The organism is Corallococcus exercitus (assembly GCF_003611585.1).
Lineage (GTDB): Bacteria > Myxococcota > Myxococcia > Myxococcales > Myxococcaceae > Corallococcus > Corallococcus exercitus.
Genome location: NZ_RAVW01000202.1, coordinates 1 through 17,032, shown reverse-complemented (window position 1 = coordinate 17,032; position 17,032 = coordinate 1). Strand labels below are relative to the sequence as shown.

The 17,032-nt window shown below is 74.1% G+C and carries 12 protein-coding genes; 8 read left to right on the top strand and 4 right to left on the bottom strand.

Annotated features, from left to right (window positions below; all coding sequences use genetic code 11):
* Positions 1–125: 125 nt before the first annotated feature.
* Positions 126–3,059 (bottom strand): sensor histidine kinase, encoded by a 2,934-nt coding sequence (locus tag D7W79_RS23655; RefSeq protein WP_120527659.1) that lies wholly within the window; start codon positions 3,057–3,059, stop codon positions 126–128.
* A gap of 184 nt (positions 3,060–3,243) precedes the next feature.
* On the opposite strand from D7W79_RS23655, the gene D7W79_RS23650 reads away from it, so the two are divergent.
* Positions 3,244–3,618, top strand: a complete 375-nt coding sequence (locus D7W79_RS23650; RefSeq protein WP_120527658.1) for a response regulator — start codon at positions 3,244–3,246, stop codon at positions 3,616–3,618.
* A gap of 10 nt (positions 3,619–3,628) precedes the next feature.
* Here D7W79_RS23650 and D7W79_RS23645 read toward each other — a convergent pair whose 3' ends face one another.
* Both D7W79_RS23645 and D7W79_RS23640 read right to left on the bottom strand, forming a co-directional pair.
* On the bottom strand, positions 3,629–4,024 hold the full coding sequence (locus tag D7W79_RS23645) for a response regulator (RefSeq protein WP_158617029.1): 396 nt from the start codon (positions 4,022–4,024) through the stop codon (positions 3,629–3,631).
* Positions 4,025–4,104: 80 nt separating this feature from the next.
* Positions 4,105–5,562, bottom strand: coding sequence for a sensor histidine kinase (locus D7W79_RS23640; RefSeq protein ID WP_158617028.1), 1,458 nt, complete (start codon positions 5,560–5,562; stop codon positions 4,105–4,107).
* Between the two features lie 286 nt (positions 5,563–5,848).
* Between D7W79_RS23640 and D7W79_RS23635 the strand changes: the two genes are divergently transcribed.
* Genes D7W79_RS23635 through cheB form a run of 7 tightly spaced genes read left to right on the top strand, consistent with a single transcriptional unit; the run spans position 5,849 to position 15,518 of the window.
* Entirely contained in the window at positions 5,849–6,241 is a 393-nt protein-coding gene (locus D7W79_RS23635; RefSeq protein ID WP_120527655.1) for a response regulator, read from the top strand.
* Positions 6,238–8,322, top strand: coding sequence for a chemotaxis protein CheA (locus D7W79_RS23630; protein WP_120527654.1), 2,085 nt, complete (start codon positions 6,238–6,240; stop codon positions 8,320–8,322). Before D7W79_RS23635 ends, D7W79_RS23630 begins: the two co-directional genes overlap by 4 nt.
* Positions 8,319–8,765 carry a chemotaxis protein CheW gene (locus tag D7W79_RS23625; protein WP_120527653.1) on the top strand — a complete coding sequence of 149 codons (447 nt, stop codon included), beginning with the start codon at positions 8,319–8,321 and terminating at the stop codon, positions 8,763–8,765. Before D7W79_RS23630 ends, D7W79_RS23625 begins: the two co-directional genes overlap by 4 nt.
* Positions 8,746–11,289: a methyl-accepting chemotaxis protein gene (locus D7W79_RS23620; protein WP_120527652.1), complete on the top strand. Its 2,544-nt coding sequence runs from the start codon at positions 8,746–8,748 to the stop codon at positions 11,287–11,289. Before D7W79_RS23625 ends, D7W79_RS23620 begins: the two co-directional genes overlap by 20 nt.
* Positions 11,286–13,655: a HEAT repeat domain-containing protein gene (locus D7W79_RS23615; protein WP_120527651.1), complete on the top strand. Its 2,370-nt coding sequence runs from the start codon at positions 11,286–11,288 to the stop codon at positions 13,653–13,655. Before D7W79_RS23620 ends, D7W79_RS23615 begins: the two co-directional genes overlap by 4 nt.
* A gap of 13 nt (positions 13,656–13,668) precedes the next feature.
* The gene (locus tag D7W79_RS23610) at positions 13,669–14,490 is read left to right on the top strand and encodes a CheR family methyltransferase (protein ID WP_120527650.1); all 822 of its coding nucleotides are present in this window, start codon (positions 13,669–13,671) and stop codon (positions 14,488–14,490) included.
* On the top strand, positions 14,487–15,518 hold the full coding sequence (gene cheB, locus D7W79_RS23605) for a chemotaxis-specific protein-glutamate methyltransferase CheB (RefSeq protein ID WP_120527649.1): 1,032 nt from the start codon (positions 14,487–14,489) through the stop codon (positions 15,516–15,518). The genes D7W79_RS23610 and cheB overlap by 4 nt, the downstream gene beginning before the upstream one ends.
* Positions 15,519–15,534: 16 nt before the next feature.
* On the opposite strand, the gene D7W79_RS23600 is transcribed toward cheB, so the two are convergent.
* Positions 15,535–17,032 (bottom strand): sensor histidine kinase (locus D7W79_RS23600; RefSeq protein ID WP_120527648.1); only part of this gene is annotated, 1,498 nt, incomplete at its 5' end.

Below are 17,032 nucleotides of genomic sequence, written 5' to 3'. Positions count from 1 at the left end.
GGCATCAAGGGGATGGGCCGGTTCCTAACCGGGCGGCCCGCTCCCCGTCCAGCCGGGGTCCGCGCCTTCCGTGTGCTGGCAGGTACCCAGGCATGCAGGCGCGCTCCCTCACGCGCTGATGACAGTCATGAGGCGGGCCGCGCCTGTTCAGTTCCATGCGACCGCGCTCCGGACGCCGGCTTCGCGTCGCCGTGCGGCAGCCTCACCGTGAACGTCGTGCCCGCCTCGTGCGTGGACGTCACGTCGATGGTTCCGCCGTGCGCCTGCACGATGGTCCGCACGATGTAGAGCCCCAGGCCCACGCTGCGCGTCGCCGGGTCCATGCCCGGGGCCCCGCGCTGCATCGGCTGGAAGATGCGGGGCAGCACGTCGGGCGCGATGGGAGCTCCCGCGTTGTGCACCTCCAGGAGGACGCCGCCGGGCGCCTCCCGCAGGCGCACCGCCACGGGCGTGTCTTCCGGTGAATACTTCAGCGCGTTGCCCAGCAGGTTCGTGAGCACCTGCGTGACGCGGTCTGGATCCCAGCAGCCCCGGAGGGCCGTCGCGGGCAGGGACGTCTGGAGGACGCGCTCCGGGACGGTCATCTGCACCTCCTCCACCACCTGCCGCACCAGCGCGCCCAGCTCCAGGTCCTGGCAATGCACCGGCAGGCCGCCGCCCAGGCGCGCCTGGGTGAAGTCCAGGAGGTCGCGGATCATCCGCACCGCGCGCTCCGCGGCGGCCTGGATGCGCAGGACGGCCTTCGTCGCGCGCTCGTTCAAATCGTCGCGCCGCAAGAGGGACGTCGTGCCCAGGATGATGGCGCTCAGCGGGTTGCGCAGGTCGTGGGACACGATGCCCACCAGGTACTGCTCGAACTCCGTGCGCTGGCTGGCGGCCTCCTCCGCCAGCTTGTGCTCCGTCACGTCCAGCCCCGTGCCCACGAAGCGCACGGGCCGGCCGTCCGGCCCGAAGTGGACGTGGCCCCGGCCGGAGATCCACCGCACGGGCTGGCCGCCCTGGGGAGGCCGCACGCGGAACTCGCTCGCGTACTCGCCGGAGCCTCCCGGCCGGGCGGCCTCCGCCATCGCGTGCTCCACCTGGCGCCGGTCCTCCTCGAAGACGAACCGCATGGCCTCGTCGAGCAGCACCTCGCCTTCCGCGGGCAGGCCCAGCATGGCGCGGAAGCGCGCGTCCCAGGTGGCCCGGCCCGTGGCCGGTTCAATGTCCCAGCTGCCCATGTCCGCCGCGTCCATCGCCAGCCGCAGGCGCTCCTCGCTGGCCTGCAGCGTCCCCGCCAGCGACTCCGCCTTCTGGCGCGCGCGCACGGCCTCGGTGACCTCGCTGGCGACGACGAGGATGCCTTCGATGCCGCTCTCGGCCGGCTGGAGCGGCTGGTAGATGACGTTGAAGTACGCGTCCTCCAGGGCTCCGTCCGCGGACCGCGCCAGCCGCACGTGCAGCTCGTGGCCCACGTAGGGCGTCCCCGTCTTGAGCACGCCGTCCAGCAGCTCCCGGATGCCCTGGCCCCGCACCTCCGGCAGCGCTTCGAGCACGGGGCGCTCCAGGACCTGCTCGTAGGGACGGCCCCAGAGCTGGCAGATGCGGTCGTTGGCCAGCGCCACGACGTGCGCGGGCCCCCGGAGGATGGCGAGCGCGACGGGCGCCTGCCGCAGCAGCGCGTGCAGCTGGCCCAGCTCCGTGACCGCCTGGACGCGCGCGGTCCGCGCCTCCCGCAGCAGCTGTTCGTGCCCGTTCTCCGCCTCCCACCGGGAGGTGACGTCCTGCATGGCGCCCACCATGCGCACGCCCCGGCCCGTCGCGTCGCGCAGGATGACGCCCGTGTCGAGCACCCGCACGACGTCGCCCTGGCGGTTCAAGAACCGGTACTCGTCCTGCCAGCGCGCCTGCGTGCCCTGGATGGCCGCGTGGATGCCGCGCGCCACCCGCTCCCGGTCCTCCGGGTGGATGCGCTCGACCCACCAGCTGGCCCACGGCCCTGTCTCGTCGGGCGCGAAGCCGAGCAGCCTGCGCGTCTCCCCGCTCCAGGTCATCTCCTGGGTGAGCAGGTTCCAATCCCAGACGGTGTCCGCGGCGGCCTGGCTGGCCAGCCGGTAGCGCGTCTCCGACGCCTCCAGCCGCGCGTTGGCTTCGCGCAGCTGGCCCATGAGCAGGGCGCGGTCGAGGATGCCGGAGAGGTACTCCACCAGCGTCTCCAGGAAGCGCTTGGTCTGCGGAGGCACCGGCCGGGCCTCCGCGAACCCCACGCAGAGCACGCCCATGAGCTCGCCGTGGGGCCACAGCCGCAGGCCCAGCAGCGTGCTCCACCCGGGGGCGTGCAGCCCCTCGCGCGCGCTGTCCTCCAGGCCCCGCCCCTGCGCGAGCACCAGCGGCTCCTCCGAGCGGGCCACCCGGCCCAGGAAGGACGGCCCCTGCGAGTCCACCGACCGGCCGGGAGGCGGCACAAGGTGCCCGGTGTGCGCGACGGGGCGCATCCACCGGCCGCCCGCGTCCACGAGGAACAGCTCCGCCCCGGCGGCCTCCAGCGCCCGGACGACGAGCTCCACCAGCGGCCTGAGCGGGCCGTGCGGATCCGCGCGCGGCTCCAGCCACCGGGGCGCCATCGCGTCCAATTGGCGCAGGAAGCGCTTCTCGCGCTGGCGGTCCTCCAGCGAGTAGCCGGAGAAGAGGACCACCACGTGGTCCATGGCCTCCTCCAGCTGCTGGAAGAGGCACTGGAGGCCCGGGGCGCCGGGCCTGCGCTCCGGCTGGACGTCCTCCCACAGCTGGGGGATGAGCCGTCCCAGCAGCGTGTACTCGTCCGTCGCGTCCTCCTGCGTGGCGCCCACGCGCAGGCGCAGGTTGATGTGGGCCTCCTCCAGGCGCGCGCGCGTCTCCAGCCGCTCCGGCGTGGCGCCGTCCCGGCAGATGGCCGCCACCGCGTGGAGGTATTCCGGCAGCGTGGAGATGACCTCCGACGCCTTCAGCCCCTGCGTGCTCTCCAGCCTTCGCGCCGCGTCCGCGAACCGCCGCACCAGGACGTCCAGGTTCGCTTCGATGAAGTCCGCGATGAGTTTCATGGGCCCGTAGAGAAGGGGGTAGGGGCTCGGGCCCCCAGGTGCAATGGCACCCCCGTGTTTCGCCGGGGATTCCCGACAGGCGGCCCCCCAGGGGCATGCCCTGCGTGAAATCACCGCGCGGGCGCAGGGCAGGGAGGCACGCCAATCCTTGGCGCCAGCGGCGCGACCTGCGTAGGCTGCCCGGGTGCGCAGAGAGACTTCGCGTTCCACCATCCTCATCGTCGACGATGAACCGGATCTGCGCGAGGTCGTGGCGGAGCTGTTGGAGATGGAGGACTACACGGTGCTCCAGGCCGCCAACGGCCAGGCCGCCCTGGAGGTCCTGGCCTCCCAGCCCCAGCCCTGCCTGGTCCTGCTGGACCTGATGATGCCGGTGATGGACGGACACGAGTTCCTGCACCGGCTGCGGCAGGACGCGCGCCACCGCGAGCTGCCGGTGCTGATGCTCACCGCCCACTTCTCCGCCAAGGCCCCTCCGGGCACGGTGGGCCTCTTGCGCAAGCCCGTGGACATCGCGGAGCTCTTGGCCATGGTGGCCCGGCACTGCCCCGCCGCCTGAGCGCGCGGCCCTACGCCCGCACGGAGTGCACGGCGATGGCGTCCAGCAGCGCCTCCAGCTTCACCGGCTTGCCCAGCCGTCCGGCCACCCCCTGCGGCAGCGGCAGGGTGGGGTGCGCCGTCAGCACCAGCACCCGCGTCAGCGCGAGCGCGCCCGTGCCGCGCAGGTGTTCGATGAAGGCGTGGCCGTCCATCACCGGCATCACCAGGTCCAGCAGGATGAGGCCGGGCATCCGCTCCTGCCTCGCCAGCACGTTCAGCGCGTCCTGGCCGTTCACCGCCGTGAGGGCGCGGTAGCCCTCCGACTCCAGGATTTCCCGCAGCGCCTCGCGGACGTCTTCGTTGTTCTCGACGAGGAGCAGCGTGGGGCGGTGTTGCGCGGTGGACACCCGTGCACCGTAGGGCACGGGCCCCGGCGATTCCAGGCCCGCCGCCGTCCCGGACGGCCGGGAAGCATGGGAGCGGCCAGGGGGGCGTCCGCCGCGACTCATGCGATGGCGCGCGGCAGCGTGAGGGTGAAGACCGTGGCTGCCGCGTCGGACGTCGCGGTGAGCGTGCCCCGGTGGCCCCGGGCAATCTGTTCGGAGATGAAGAGGCCCAGGCCCAGGCCCGACGGCACGTGGGCGGCGGTGCGCGCGCGCTGGAAGGGGTGGAAGAGCAGCTCCAGCTCCTCCGGGGCGATGACCTCCCCCGGGTTGCTCACCCGCGCGACGACCTGCTCCGGCTCGCCCGTGAGCACCAGCTCCACCGTGGCCTCCGGAGGGCTGTACAGCAGGGCGTTGCCCACCAGGTTGTCCAGGACCTGCGCCAGCCGGTCCGCGTCCCAGTGCCCCGTGAGGGGCCCCGTGGACGTCACCTTCACGGTGCGGTTCGGGTGCACCAGCTCCAGCTCCTCCACCACCTGGCGCGCCACCTGGCCCAGGTCCGCGGCGCCCGGCGTCAGCGGGATGCCGCTGCCCAGCCGGCTGCGGGTGAAGTCCAGCAGCTCGGTGATCATCCGCGTCATCCGGTCCGTGCTGAGGATGATGCGGCTGGCGGTGCGCTCCAGCGGCGGGGGCAGCTGCTCGCTGGCGACGAGGAAGCTGGCGCCCATGCGGATGGAGTGGAGCGGGTTGCGCAGGTCGTGGCCCACGATGCCCAGGAAGCGCTCGCGGAACTCCGCGGACGCGTGCAGCTCCGCCTCCGCCTGCTTGTGACGGGTGACGTCCACCAGCACGGTGCCCACGCCCACCACCTCTCCCCGGACGGTGCGCACCGGGTGGTAGCTGGCCATCACGTACACCTCGCCACCGGGCGCGTCCGGGTGCTCCAGCGTGAAGCCCAGCTCCTCCACGGGCTCGCCCGTCTCCATGACGCGGCGGAGCACCGGCTCCAGCTGGGGCGCCCGCTGGGGCAGGACCTGCGCCAGCGTCCTGCCCGGGTAGGCGTCCACGGACAGCCCGTCCAGCTTCGCCATGCGCGCGTTGACGCGCACGAAGCGCAGGTCCCGGTCCAGCAGCGACAGCCCCACGGGCGACGACGTGAGCAGCGCGTCCAGCTGCGCGAACACCTCCGCCTTCTCCTCGCTCGTGCGCCGCACGTCATCCACCAGCCGCTTGGTGCGCGCGAGCGCGTCCACCCGCGCGCGCACCTCCTCCGTGCGGAAGGGCTTGGCCACGTAGTCGTTGGCGCCCGCGCGCAGGCCCTGCACCAGGTCCTCCGGCCGGCCGTGCGCGGTGAGCATCAGCACCGGCAGGGCCTGGGTCTCCCGATTGCCGCGCAGGAACTGGCAGACCTCCGGACCGGACATCCCGGGCATCTCCCAGTCCAGCACCACCACGTCCGGCGCACGCCCGGCGTGCAGCCGTTCAAGCATGGCGGCGCCGTCCGGGAAGGTCTCCACCTGGAAGCCCGTTCCCAATGCCGCCGTGATGAAGCGCGCTTCGCTGGCACTGTCGTCCACCACCCAGACGCAAGGTGCGGGTCCCGGTTCGGAAAGAGAGGGGCCCGGCGGGCGGGGGAAGGAGGCGTCGGACGAGGGAGGCGGGCGCATGGATGGAATTCGATTCCCGGAGCAGAAAACAGGAGCGCAGGGTGCCGGATGTGAAGGCGCTCGTGGCGGTCCTCCAGCGTCCATGGCAGATCGTCCAGGGCCGGCGTGGACAAGCCAACGTTCAACGCGCGCCGGATGACTCATTTCTTTCAGCGGATCGGAATCGAGCTAGCTTGGCCGGCCGTTTCCAGAGGACGCCATGCCCGAGGTACTCGTCGTCGATGACAGCAAGGTGATGCGCGAGATGGTGGTCGCCTGCCTGCGGCCCTATCCGGACAGCCGCTTCACCCAGGCCTCCAGCGGGCTGGAGGCCATCGAGCAGCTGTCGCTCAAGCCGTATGACCTGCTCGTCCTGGACCTCAACATGCCGGACATCGGCGGCATCGAGGTGGTGGAGTTCGTGCGGGGCCAGGACCACCTGCGCAACCTGCCCATCATCATCGTCACCACCCGGGGCGACGAGGCCTCGCGCGAGCGCGCGCTCCAGGCCGGCGCGGACCGCTTCATGACCAAGCCCTTCACGCCGGACTCCATCCAGGGGGCCGCCCGGGCGCTCCTGGAGAAGTCGTCGGCCGAGGCGTCGCGCGGGTGAGTGGATCCGGGGAGTTCGCGGAGTTCCTCCCCGCATACCTGGCGGAGGTGGATGAGTTGCTCGCCTCCGCGCAGCGGGACCTGCTCGCGGTGGAGGACGCCGTGCGCAAGGGCCAGGCCCAGCCCCGCGCCGTGCGGGAGCTGTTCCGCGCGCTGCACACGCTCAAGGGCCTGTCCGCCATGGTGGACGTGGAGCCCATCGTCTCCGTGGCGCACTGGATGGAGGCGTCCCTGCGGCTGGCGGATCAGGCCGGCGGCCGGCTGCCCGAGTCCAGCGTGGAGCCGCTGGTGGAGGGCCTGCGCGCCATCGAGCTGCGCGTGCGGCAGCTGGGCGCGGGCAAGACCGCGTCGCCCGCGCCCACGGCCCTGCTGGAGCGGCTGGAGGCGCTGGGGCCCCAGGTGCTGGACGCGGCCCCCAAGCGGGCCCGGCCGGTGAAGCTGGACGCGGAGGCCGCGTTCGCCTCCCGGCTGGCCCCGTCCGAGCGCGAGCAGCTGGAGGGTGGCCTCACCGCCGGCCAGCGCGCGCTGCGGCTGGACTTCGTGCCGTCCTCGGAGCGCGCCGCGAAGGGGCTCAACATCAACACCGTGCGCGAGCGGGTGGCGAAGCTCGCGGACATCGTGAAGGTGCTGCCCCTGTCCGGCGCCGCAGCGGGGGGCGCGTCGCTCGCGTTCGCGCTGCTGCTGATCACCCGCGCGGAGGACGCCGCGCTGCTGGACGCCGTGGGCGGCCCGCCCGCCATGGTGCGCTCGCTGGAGGCGCCCGAGGGAGCCGCCGAGGCGCCGGGGGACCTGGCCCCGGCCCCGCCCGACGGCGCGGCCCTGCCCGCCGGCGCCGTGCTGGACGAGGAGCTGGACGAGCCCGAGGTGCGCCGGGGCGGGGGCCTGCTGCGCGTGGAGGTGTCGCGGCTGGACGAGGCCATGGAGTGGCTGGCGGCGCTCGTCGTCAACCGCTCCCGCCTGACGCGCGCGGTGGCGGCGCTCACCCAGGCGGGCGCGCCCACGCGCGAGCTCACCGCCATCCTCCAGGAGAACGGCCGCCAGCTGCGCGACCTGCGCTCGGCCATCCTGCGGCTGCGCATGGTGCGCGTGGGCGACGTGCTGGAGCGGCTGCCCCTGCTGGTGCGCGGCCTGCGCCGCGCCACGGGCAAGGCGGTGCGGCTGGAGCTGGAGGTGGGCGACGCGGAGCTGGACAAGGCGGTGGCGGACCGGCTCTTGCCCGCGCTGGTGCACCTGGTGCGCAACGCGGTGGACCACGCGCTGGAGACGCCCGAGGAGCGCCAGGCGGCGGGCAAGTCCCCGGAGGGCCTGGTGCACCTGAGCTGCCATGCGCGCGCCAGCGGCCAGCTGGAGCTCACCCTGCGCGATGACGGGCGCGGCGTGGACGCGAAGGCGGTGGCGAAGGCGGCGAACGCCCCCGTGCCGGACTCCGCGGACGCGCTGCTGGACCTGTTGTGCCGGCCCGGGCTGTCCACGCGCCAGGAGGCCACGCGCACCAGCGGCCGGGGCATGGGCATGGACATCGTGCGGCGCATCGTCGTGGAGCAGCTGGGCGGCGAGCTGCGCATGGAGACGCGCAAGGGCGCGGGCACCACCTTCACCCTGTCCGTCCCGCTCACGGTGACGCTGATGGACGCCATCGTCTTCGAGTGCGCGGGCCGCCGGTACGCGGTCGCGGTGGGCACCGTGGAGGAGCTCATCGACGTGGCGGGCGTGGTGCGTCCCGCGGGCGCGGACGGCCTGGGGCTGGTGGAGCGCCGGGGCGCGGCGGTGCCGCTGGTGTCGCTGGCGCGGCTCTTGGACGCCGGGTCCTCCGGGGACGCCAGCGCGAAGGGCGGGGGCGCCAAGGCGCTCATCGTGCGGCAGCGCGGGGACCCCGTGGCCTTCGCGGTGGACCGGCTCCTGGGACAGCAGGAAATCGTCCTGCGGCCGCTGGAGGATCCCCTCGTGCGCGTGCCCGGCGTGGCCGGCGCCACGGACCTGGGTGACGGTCAGCCCACGCTGGTGCTGGACCTGGCCGCGCTGGGCGCGGCGCGCATGGGCCGCCGCAAGCGTGCGTCGCGCGCGGGGGAGTGGGTGTCATGAACGTGCTGCACGTGTTGTTCAAGGTGGACGGGACGGAGTACGCGATGCCCGCGGCGGACGTGGTGCAGATGGAGTCCTACACCGGCGCGACGCCGGTGCCCGGGGCGCCCTCGCACGTGGCCGGCCTGGTCCAGGTTCGCGGCCGGGTCATCCCGGTGGTGGACGCGCGCACCCGCTTCGGGCTGCCCGCGGGGACGCCGTCGCTGGATTCGCGGGTGGTGGTGGGACAGCTGGGCGAGCGCACCGTGGGGTTGCTCGTGGACAGCGCCCGCGAGGTGTTGAAGCTGGACCCGCGCACCATCCAGCCGCCCCCTCCCATGGTGGTGGAGGGCGCGAAGGGGTTCGTGAAGGCCGTGGCGCAAGTGGGCCCGCGGTTGGTGATGCTCATTGATTTCCCCCGGGTGGTCGGGGAGGAGGCGGCGGATGTCGACGGACAACGGTAACAGCGTGCGGAAGCTGGAGGACGCTCGCGCGCTGGCCGAGCGCGCCTCGCTCCAGATGGCGGAAGGCGGAGGACTGGTGCGGTCCACCGAGCAGCTCGCGACGCGGCTGGCCTCGGCCGGCAACGAGCAGGCGGCGGCGGGCGAGCAGGTGAGAATCGCCATCGAGTCCGTGGCCGCGCAGGTGGAGCAGACGAGCACCGCGGTGCAGTCGCTGGTGCGCAGCCAGACGTCCGTGAGCGACGCGGCGAAGGGCGTGCAGCAGGAGGCGGAGACCACCGCGGCCGCGATGCAGGAGGTGACGGCGTCGGTGTCCAGCGTGCGCAAGGACGCGGGCATGCTCGCCTCCAGCGCGGACGTGACGGCCTCCACCCTGGAGGAGGTGGCGCGCTCGGTGAAGGGCGTGAGCGCCAACGCGGAGGACCTGGCCGCCTCCAGCGAGGAACTGCTGGCGAGCATGCAGGAGATGACCGCCACGGTGGAGGACCTGGTGTCGCGCAACCAGACCAGCGCCGCCACCACGGAGGAGGTCGCCGCCACCATCGAGGAGATGTCCAAGGGCATCACCCGCCTGTCCTCGGACGCGCAGGGCGTGGGCGAGCGCATGGGCCAGGTGTCCGGCGCCGTCGTGTCCCTGGGCAAGACGCTCCAGGACGTGGTGCGGGACGCGACCACCATGTCCGCCAGCGTGGAGGACGCGGCCGCCGCCACGGAGGAGGTGGCGCGCAGCGTGCGCGGCGTCGCCGAGCACACGCGCACCCTGGAGGCGAGCGCCACCACCACCGCGTCCACCGTGCAGGAGGTGGCCGCCAGCGTGGAGGAGGTGGCCGCCACGTCGGAGAAGAACGCCGCCGTGGTGGACGCCAACGCGGCCACCATCGAGCAGCTGTCGCGCTCCGCCCAGGCGGTGGCCCGCGCGGCGGAGAGCATCAACGGCCTGGCGTCCACCAGCGCCACCGCGTCCGCGCAGCTGGAGTCGTCCACGCGCCGCGCGTCGCAGCTGACGGAGGAGGCGCGGCAGGCCGCGGAGCGCGTGGGCACGAGCGCGCGCGAGGGCGGCGCCACCGTGGCGCGCTCCATCGCGGGCTTCGGCCGCATCCGCCAGTCCATCGTGGAGTCGTCCGGGGTGATGAAGGAGATGGGCCGGCGCGCCGAGGAGATTGGCGACATCGTGCAGACCATCAACCTCATCGCGGACCGCACCAACCTCCTGTCGCTCAACGCCAGCATCGAGGCGGCGCGCGCCGGGGAGCACGGCCGCGGCTTCGCGGTGGTGGCGGAGGAGATCCGGGCGCTGGCGGACCGCGCGGCGGCGGCCAGCAGCGACGTGGCGAAGATCGTCCGGGGCCTGCAGACGACGGCGCGCGAGGCGGCCGTGGCCAACGGCGAGGGCGTGCGCGCGGCGGACGAGGGCGCGGCGCTGGCGAGCGACGCGGAGCGCGCGCTGGGCACCATCCTCAAGGGCGTGGACGACCTGGGGCTGAACGTGCGCGAGGCGTCGCGCGCGTCGATGGAGCAGGTGCAGGCGGTGCAGGCGCTGGTGCAGGCCACGGCGAAGGTGAGCGAGCAGGGCCGGCTCATCGCCGCGTCCTCGGTGGAGCAGGCGCAGGCGGCGCAGGCGCTGGCCCAGGGCGGCTCGGAGATGCGGCGCATGGCGCGGCAGACCACCCAGGCCACCCAGGAGCAGGCCAAGGCGCTGCGCGAGGCGGTGCGCTCCAACAACCAGCTGTCGGAGGTGGCGGAGAAGGTGTCGCGCGCGATGCAGGAGCAGGCGCAGGCCGCCACGGACCTGGCCCGGGGCACCACGCAGATGCGCCAGCTGGTGCAGGGCGTGAGCGCCGCGGTGATGGCGCAGGGCCAGCAGGTGGGGGTGCTGGGGGCGACGGCGCAGGAGGTGGCGACCTCCACGCAGCGCACGCTCACCGGCATCTCCGAGCAGGCCAAGGCCGCGCAGGAGGTGGCGCGCGCCATGGAGGCCACGCGCAAGGAGGTGGCCCAGTCCACGCGCGCCATGGCGGAGCAGGCCCGCGCGCTCAAGCAGGGCGAGCTGGCCAGCCGCCAGGTCGCGAACCTGGCCAAGGAGGTGACGCGCGCCACGGAGGAGCAGGCCCAGGCGCTCACGTCCCTGGTGCGCGGCGCGGAGGAGGTGCGCCGGGTGGCGAGGACCACCGCGCGCGCGCTGGATGAGCAGACGGATGCCCTGTCCATGCTCACCACGTCCGCCGCGAAGCAGGCCACGGGCGTGGCCTCGGTGGCGAAGGCCGCCCAGGAGCAGGCCACGGTGAGCGAGCAGCTGGGAAGGTCGGTGGAGGACATGCGCGTCCGCGCACGGGAGATCGCCGTGACCACGGCGGAGCAGGCGCGCACCACGGCCGTCACCGCCCAGGAGGTGCGGGAGGTGGCGGGCCGGCTGGGGCAATTGGCGCGGCTGAACGGTGAGCAGGTGGAGGGGTTGAGCCACCTGAGCGGCCTGTTGGGCGGCACGGAGCCGGCGACGCCCCGGAGCACGCGGGAGCAGGGCACGTGACCGGTTCGACTGTCAGGCAGCACCCGCTGTCGCTGTCCGCGGACGACCGCGCCCGGGTGGAAGAGGTGGAGCAGCTGGCGCGCCGGGGCCCGGAGAGCCTGCCGGTGCTGGTGGACGGGCTGGACGCGCCGTCGTGGGCCGTGCGCCGCGCGGTGGTGTCCGCGCTGGCGCGCCTGGGCACCTCCGCCGTGGAGCCCCTGTGCGACGTGCTCCGCCACCGCCGGGACAACGAGGCGCGCATCGCCGCGGCGGTGGACGCGCTGGTGGCCGCCACCGGTGACGTGGAGGGGCCGGTGGAGGCGCTGGGGGACGACCCCAACCCGGCCATCGTCTGTGACGCCGCCCAGGTGCTGGGGCGGCGGCGCGCCCGGCGGTCCGTGCCGCTCCTGTCGCGGCTCATCGTCCACCCGGACGACAACGTGGCGGTGGCCGCCATCGAGGCGCTGGGCCGCGTGGGCGGCGGCGCGGCGGTGGACGCGCTGCTGTCCTCGCTGGGCTCGGGCAACTTCTTCCGCATCTTCCCCGCCATCGACGTGCTGGGCCGCTCCGGCGACCCCACCGTCGTGCCGGCGCTGATGGCGCTCCTGTCGGACCCCTTCTACGTCCTGGAGGCGGCGCGCGCGCTGGGCCGCACCGGCCAGGAGGCCGCGGTGCCCGCGCTCGTGGGCCTGCTCCAGCGCGGCAACGACGCGGTGGTGCGCGTGGCGGCGGTGGCGCTGGTCGAAATCCACGACGCGCAGGTGCAGCGCTTCGGCGGCGCGCGCATGGTGCCGTCGGTGCTGCGCTCCACTTCGTCGGAGCCGCACCCCACCGGACGCCGGATGGCCCAGGTCATCGCGGGCGCGGACGCGGGGGAGAAGACCGCGGTGGCGCGCCTGCTGGGCTGGGTGGGCGGCGCGGACGCGGCGACGGGGCTCTTGAAGCTGCTGGACTCGCAGGACCTGGGCGTGTCGCGCGCGTCCGCGGCGGCCCTGGGGGAGCTGGGCGCGGAGGCGGACGCGCAAATCCTCCAGTCGCTGCGCGAGGGTGACAGCTCGCGCAGGCGGGTGCTCCTGCCGCTCGTGGGCAAGCGCTCCGCGGCGGTGCCGGACGTGCTGTTGTGCCTGGAGGACCGGGACGCGACGGTGCGCGCGCTGGCGGCGGAGACGCTGTCGCGCATTGGCGACACGTCCGCGGTGCCGGCGCTGTTCGCGCGGCTGTCGGACGAGGACCCGCGCGTGTCGCAGGCGGTGGTGGGCGCCATCCAGTCCCTGGGCAGCGAGACGACGGAGGCCCTGGCGCTGGAGGCGGCGCGGTCCACGGACGCGCGCCAGCGGCGTGCGGCGCTGCGCATCGTGGCGTACTTCGGCTACCCGCGCGGCCTGGACGCGCTGCTCCTGGCCATGCGGGACCCGGACGAGCGGCTGCGCGACGCGGCCATCTACGGCCTGCCCTTCATCGACGACCCGCGCGCGGTGGACGCGCTGCTGGCCGCGGCGAGCCACGAGTCGGAGCGCACGCGCGCCACCGCCATGCGCGCGCTGGGCCAGACGGACAAGCAGGCGCGCATCACCTCCACGCTGCTGGGGGGCCTGAACGACCGCGACCCGTGGGTGCGCTACTACGCGTGCCAGTCGCTGGGGAAGCTCAACGAAGAGGCCGCCGCGGACGCCATCGTCGCGCTGGCCAACGACGACGCGGGCCAGGTGCGCGTGGCGGTGGTGGACGCGCTGGCGCACATGCACACGGAGAGCGCCATGGCGGCGCTGCGCCGGGCGGCCTCCTCCTCGGACGCGGACGTGCGCCGCGCGGCGCTCCTGGGGCTGGGCGTGGCCCGGCGGCCGGACGCGCTGCCGGTGCTGCTGGAGGCGGTGCACTCAGAGGACCCGGCCACGCGGCTCGTCGCCCTGTCGGCGGTCGCGGAGTACGACGCGCCGGAGACGCTGCCCGCGCTGCTGCGCGCCGCCGGGGACCGGGATGACAGCGTGCGCAGCGCGGCGGTGGGCTTCCTCGCCACGCGCACCGGCACGCACGCGACGCAGCAGCTGGTGTCGCTCCTGGGCGACGTGATGCTGCGCGAGCAGGTGGTGTCCGCGCTGGCGCTGCCGGTGGAGGGACGGCTGCCCGGGCTGATGGCGGCGCTGGAGGTGGCGGACGACGGGACGGCGCCCCTGCTGGTGGCGGCGCTGGCGCGCATGCGCCGGGCGGACGCGAGGGCGGCGCTGATGCAGTCGCTCGTCGGCGCGAGCCCCGCCGGCCGCCGGGCCGCGGCCCCTGCGGTGGCGGCGCTGGGCACGGTGGAGGCGCGCGAGGCGCTGGACCGGGCGGCCCACCGCGACGAGGACCCCGAAGTGCGCCGCGCCTGCCTCCTGGCCCTGGGTCGCTAGAGAGCCCACGTCCATGAGCACGCTGCCGTTGTCCCCGCAGGTCCTGGCCATCCTGGCCATGCTCATCGAGCAACGCTCGGGCCTGCACTACGGGCCCGAGGACCGGGAGCTGCTGGCGGAGAAGCTGTCCACCCGGGCGCTGGATGCCGGGTTCGACTCGCTGCTCGACTACTACTACTTCCTCCGCTACGACCCGAAGGGGCCGGAGGCGCTGGACTCGCTGGTGGAGGCGCTGCTCGTCCACGAGACGTACTTCTTCCGCGAGCCCCAGGCCATGGAAGTGCTGGTGGACGAGCTGCTCGTGCCGGAGGTCAAGGCCGGCCGCAAGCCCCGGGTGTGGTGCGCGGCGTGCGCCACCGGCGAGGAGCCGCTCACGTTGGCCATGATGCTGGATTCGCGCGGCGTGCTGGGGGACGTGTCCATCCTGGCCACGGACCTGAGCGCCCGGGCGCTGGAGCGCGCGCGGACGGGGGAGCACAACCTGCGCTGCATGCGCGCGCTGCCCCCGGGCGTGGTGGGGCGCTGGCTGGACGTGGTGGACGGGCGTCCCCGCGTGCGGCCGGACCTGCTGGCGCGCGTGGAGTGGCGGCAGCTCAACCTGGTGGACACGGCGGGCTACCCGGAGCCGGGGAGCTGTGAGGCCATCCTGTGCCGCAACGTGCTCATCTACTTCCAGGACGACACCGCGCGCCGCGTGGTGGATGGCCTCACCCGGGCGCTGCGGCCCGGCGGGCAACTGGTGGTGGGCACGTCCGAATCCCTGATGCGCTTTGGCACGGCGCTGCGCTGCGAGGAGCGCCGCGGGGCGTTCTTCTACAGCAAGGCGGACTCATGACGTTGCGCGTGCTGGTGGTGGACGACTCCGCGTTCGCGCGCAAGGTGCTGCGCAAGGTGCTGTCGGACGCGGAGGGCCTGGAGGTGGTGGGCACCGCGCGCGACGGGCTGGACGCGCTGGAGCGGGTGGCGGAGCTCAAGCCGGACGTCATCACCCTGGACCTGGTGATGCCGTCGCTGGACGGGGCGGGCTTCCTGCGCGCGCTGTCGGGCATGCCGGACGCGCCCCGCGTGGTGGTGGTGAGCAGCGCGGGCGCGGACAGCGACCTGGCGGTGGCCGCGCTCCAGGCGGGCGCGGTGGACCTGGTGCACAAGCCCACGGCGCTGGCCACCGACCGGCTCTACGAGCTGGGCGCGGAGCTGGTGGAGAAGGTGCGCGTCGCCGGCCGCGCGGTGCCGCGCTACGCGAACGAGCTGGAGGCCGCCAGGAACGCCGCGCCCGCGCGGTTGCTGCCCGCGGTGTCCACGAAGCTGCTGGCGGTGGGCACGTCCACGGGCGGGCCGCAGGCACTGACGCGGCTGCTGTCGGCGCTGCCCCGGGACTTCCCGGCGCCGGTGGTGCTCGCGCTGCACATCCCCGCCGGCTACACGGAGGCCGTGGCGAAGCGGCTGGACTCGCAGAGCGCGCTGGAGGTGGTGGAGGCGAGCGACGGCCTGGAGCTGGTGCCGGGCCGCGCGGTGCTGGCGCGCGCGGGGTACCACCTGAAGGTGGTGCGGCACGGGACGCTGAACCTGGCGCGCCTGGACCGCCATCCGCTGGGCACCCCGCACCACCCTTCCGTGGACGTGCTCTTCCAGAGCGTGGCGGAGGTCTGGGGGAAGGACGCCCTGGGGCTGGTGCTCACCGGCATGGGCGAGGACGGGCTCCAGGGCGCGCGGGCCCTGCGCGCCGCGGGCGGCGTGGTGCTCACGGAGGCCGAGTCCTCCTGCGTGGTGTACGGCATGCCGCGCGCGGTGGCGGAAGCCGGCCTGTCCAACGGCAGCGCGCCGCTGGACGCGCTGGTGCCGCTCATCTCCCGCTTCGTCTGACGAGCCGCGCGCCCCTTCAGGGGCGGTGCGCGGGCGGGTGCGGCAGCTCGGGCGGCGGGCCCTTCCGGGGCGGCGCGCGGCGCGGCAGGGTGACGGTGAAGGTGGTGCCGTCGTCCTCGCTGGAGGTGACTTCGATGGTGCCGCCGTGGGCGTGCACGATTTCGCGCACGATGTAGAGCCCCAGGCCGTAGCTCATCTTCAGCGTGCGCGTCTGCTGCGGGCCCTGGCGGAAGGGCTCGAAGAGGTGGGCCAGGGTGGCTTCCGGGATGGGGCGGCCCTGGTTGTGGACCGTCACCACCACCTTGTTGCGCAGGCCGCGCGTGGCCAGGCTCACGGGCTTGTCCGCCGGGCTGTACTTGAGCGCGTTCTCCACCAGGTTGGACACCACCTGCGCCAGCCGGTCCGGGTCCCAGTGCCCCTGCGTGTTGCCCTTGTGCTCCACGACGATGTCGCGCTGCGGGAAGGCCACGCGGAACTCGTGCGCCACCTTGGTCAGCAGCTCCTGCGCGTCCGAGCCGCGCGGTTCAATCACCACGCCGCCCACCAGCCGGGCGCGGGTGAAGTCCAGCAGGAGGCGCGTCAGCCGCTCGATGCGCACCGCCGCGGTGGCGATGCGCCGGCTGGTGCGCGCCGTCTCCTCCGCGGGGCCGCCGGCCGCCAGCACGCGCGACCAGTTCATGATGGCGCCGAGCGGGCTGCGGATGTCATGGCTGATGATGCCCATGAGGTGCTCCTGGAACTCGGCGTGCCGGCGCACCTCTTCTTCCGCCCACCTGCGCTGGGTGATGTCGCGGCTGATGCCGAACAGGCCGAACACGTTGCCTTCCGGGTCGCGCAGCGGGCCCTTGGTGGACATCCACACGCGCACGTCCCCGTTGGGGTCCTTCTGCGCGTCCTCGTAGGTGAGGGGGTGGCCCGCCTTGAGCACGTCCCGGTCGTGCTTCAGGTTGGTCCGGGCCTCGTCGGGCGGGAACAGCTCCGCGTCGGTGTGCCCGCGCACCTCCGACACGGTGCGGCCCAGGGCGCGCGCGCCCGCGGAGTTGATGACCTGGTAACGGCCCTCCATGTCCTTGATGTAGATGGCGTCGGTGGTGCCCTCCATCACCGCCTGGAAGAGCTGCCCCGCGCGCTGCAGCTCGTGGCGGGACTGGAACTCGCTTGTGATGTCGCGGCAGTGCACCAGCAGGCCGCCGTCCACGGGGCGGGTGCTGACCTCGAAGCAGAAGCCGCCCTCGTGCCAGCGGTGCTCGTAGCGCGCGGCGCACGGCTGCGCGGTGGCGAGCGCGTCCAGGCGCAGGTGCGGTCCCAGGCCCAGCACGTCCGCCACCTTCTTGCGCAGGTCGTCCCCCGGCTGGACGCGGGCCCCCAGCAGCTCGCGCATGCGGGGGCTCAGGTAGCTGATGCGCCAGCCCGCATCCACGCCGAGGAAGGCCTCCGGCAGCCCCTCCAGCAGCGCGAGCAGGCCCGGGCCGGGCGCCTCCGTCGAGGACGGGGCGGAGGGACGGGAGCGCGGG

Bases quoted from the DNA above. Each gene is read 5' to 3' on its own strand.
- D7W79_RS23655 (WP_120527659.1), bottom strand. From the start codon at position 3,059: ATGAAACTCATCGCGGACTTCATCGAAGCGAACCTGGACGTCCTGGTG.
- D7W79_RS23635 (WP_120527655.1), top strand. From the start codon at position 5,849: ATGCCCGAGGTACTCGTCGTCGATGACAGCAAGGTGATGCGCGAGATG.
- D7W79_RS23625 (WP_120527653.1), top strand. From the start codon at position 8,319: ATGAACGTGCTGCACGTGTTGTTCAAGGTGGACGGGACGGAGTACGCG.
- D7W79_RS23620 (WP_120527652.1), top strand. From the start codon at position 8,746: ATGTCGACGGACAACGGTAACAGCGTGCGGAAGCTGGAGGACGCTCGC.
- D7W79_RS23610 (WP_120527650.1), top strand. From the start codon at position 13,669: ATGAGCACGCTGCCGTTGTCCCCGCAGGTCCTGGCCATCCTGGCCATG.
- cheB (WP_120527649.1), top strand. From the start codon at position 14,487: ATGACGTTGCGCGTGCTGGTGGTGGACGACTCCGCGTTCGCGCGCAAG.